Source organism: Veillonella sp., assembly GCF_019414865.1.
GTDB lineage: Bacteria > Bacillota > Negativicutes > Veillonellales > Veillonellaceae > Veillonella.
Genome location: NZ_DXLG01000173.1, coordinates 1 through 2,498 on the forward strand (window position 1 = coordinate 1; position 2,498 = coordinate 2,498).

Annotated in this window: 2 protein-coding genes and 1 pseudogene; all 3 read left to right on the forward strand. The window is 35.9% G+C overall.

The genetic code is table 11. The annotated features are described in order from the left end of the window. The first annotated feature begins 252 nt into the window (after positions 1 to 252). Complete coding sequence (locus QZ334_RS07905; RefSeq protein WP_295233449.1) at positions 253 to 1,119, forward strand: DMT family transporter; 867 nt, start codon at positions 253 to 255, stop codon at positions 1,117 to 1,119. Positions 1,120 to 1,275: 156 nt separating this feature from the next. Then, on the forward strand, positions 1,276 to 2,298 hold the full coding sequence (locus tag QZ334_RS07910; RefSeq protein ID WP_287523589.1) for a methionine ABC transporter ATP-binding protein: 1,023 nt from the start codon (positions 1,276 to 1,278) through the stop codon (positions 2,296 to 2,298). After that, a pseudogene (locus QZ334_RS07915) lies at positions 2,298 to 2,498 on the forward strand (methionine ABC transporter permease); the annotation flags it as partial. The gene QZ334_RS07910 and the pseudogene QZ334_RS07915, both read left to right, overlap by 1 nt.

Genomic DNA, 2,498 nt, shown 5'->3' on the forward strand with positions numbered 1-2,498 from the left:
TGGATGTTATTTGTAATTTAATAATATTGAAAACACTATATAAATACATTGAAAGCATAACTAATTACTTGATTTATTTGAGTTTGGGTTTTGAAGAATCAATTATCATATTATCTTTAAATAATGAAAATTTATATCAATAAATAGAGAGTGTTCGATATGTTGTGATGTATCTTCTTGGAATTGTATGGCCTTACTATGGTAATATTTAGATAGTATTGATTATGGAATTGTGTAGAAAGGTAGATGCTAATGACAAATCGTATGAAAGCTGTTTTAGGGGCATCTGCCACAATCGCTGTATGGGCAACAGCCTTTCCTTTTGGTAAGTTGGCTTTGCAATCAGTAGACGCACTGACACTCTCTGTAGCGAGGGTTGTAGGCGGCGCTATACTCATGCTAATTATTGGTGTGTTTAAAGGATTACACATCCCTACATCTTGGCGTGAATGGGGTATATACATTTTGTTAGGCGCTACAGGTAACTTCGTTTATCAAATTGTGTTTAATGAGGGATTGCGAACAATACCGGCCGCTACATCTAGTATTATTATGGCTTTAACACCAATGACAACAGCACTGATGGCATTGGTAGTCTATAAGGATAGAATACGCCCTATAGGTTGGCTCTTCACTATAACTGCTTTTGTAGGGGTAGCCATCATTATCCTTTGGAATTCCACTCTGACCATTCCAATGGGGGCCATATGGACGTTGATTGGTATGATACTGTTTGCGGTTTATAATATTCTAAATCGCGGGCTTAGTCTGAAAGGTTATGACTCGATTACTATCGCTATGTGGTCCATGTTTACAGGTGCCATTATGGCACTACCTTTTGCAGATCATGCTATTGAAATGATTGGAGCCGCACCAATTACTGCGAAGCTTGCTATGATATACCTAGCATTCTTTTCCAGTGCATTAGGATTCGTATTCTGGAGCTATGCCTTTGAACATGCTGAAAAGGTGTCTGATGTAACTAACTTTATGTATATCTCGCCAATTGTGGCAGCTATAGTAGCAGCCTTTTTATTGGGCGAAATACCAAATATGGGACTCTATATTGGAGCGCCTGTTATTTTAGGATCCCTATATCTCTTTAATCGATATAGATAAATAAAGAACCTCAACTTTTTAAAGGTTGAGGTTCTTTTTGTGTTTGACAGTCCTTATAAATTGTAGTAATCTAAGTACATAATTAAAACATACCTTTAAGATATGTTTTAAAGATGATATTAATTCCTACTAGATTGTAGGGAAAGAGGTGGTACAGTGATTGCTATACGAAATGTAACGAAAGAGTTTGACGTTAATAAGCAAAAGGTTACTGCATTATCTGATGTAAACTTTACCATAGAAAAAGGCGACATATTTGGCATTATTGGCTTTAGTGGAGCTGGTAAATCTACACTGCTTCGCATGATTAATGCCTTAGAGGTACCTACCTCTGGTCATGTTGAAATAGATGGTGTGAATATCAATGGTTTAAGTTTTAATGAGCTTAGAAAGGTTCGTAAGCGCATCGGTATGGTTTTTCAACAGTTCAATTTGTTGAATGCTAAATCGGTGTATGATAATGTGGCTATCCCACTAATTCTTAATAAGGTGCCAAAATCAGACATTGATAAAAAGGTTAAAACCTTATTAGACTTTGTTGATTTGGGCGATAAAGCAAATGCATATCCTGGAGAATTATCTGGGGGTCAAAAACAACGCGTTGGTATTGCTCGTGCATTAGCTACAGATCCATCCATATTGCTTTGTGATGAAGCAACTAGCGCTCTAGATCCTGATACAACAGAATCTATATTACAATTACTAGAACGTGTTAATCGTGAACTGGGTGTAACAGTAGTTATCGTAACTCATGAGATCGATGTAATTCAGAAAATATGTAATCGAGTTGTAGTTATGGAGCATGGAAAGCTCATAGAGAGCGGATCTGTACTTGAGGTGTTTAGTAAACCTAAACACGAAACAACAAAGCGATTTGTTAGGACTGTAATTCCTAATGAAATTCCATCAACAGTGAAACATACATTAGCTTGTGATAAAAGGCCATACACAATTCTTAAGATGCATTTCTTAGGAAATAATACGACAGATAATGTTCTATATCATATTAATAAAACCTATGATTTAGAAACGAGTGTATTATTTGCTACGGTAACAGAGTTAGAACATACTGTACTTGGTATATTCATTGTTCAGTTTATTGGCGATGATCTTGAGGTGGGCAAGGTAAAAGAGTATCTTGTTGCTCAAGGTATTGAATGGCAGGAGGTGACACTATAATGGATTTCTTCATGCAAGAACTTGGTGTTCCAGGATCGCAGTTATTATTAGCTGCAGAACAGACATTATATATGGTGTTCCTATCTCTATTCATTGGTACTGTATTAGGTCTAATTATGGCAGTCACACTGGTAGTAACAAATCCTAATGGTATCGTTAAAAATAGTATTGTTTATACCATTACAAATACAATTGTTAAT

Coding starts and splice junctions, on each gene's coding strand:
- QZ334_RS07905 (WP_295233449.1), top strand. CDS start 253: ATGACAAATCGTATGAAAGCTGTTTTAGGGGCATCTGCCACAATCGCT.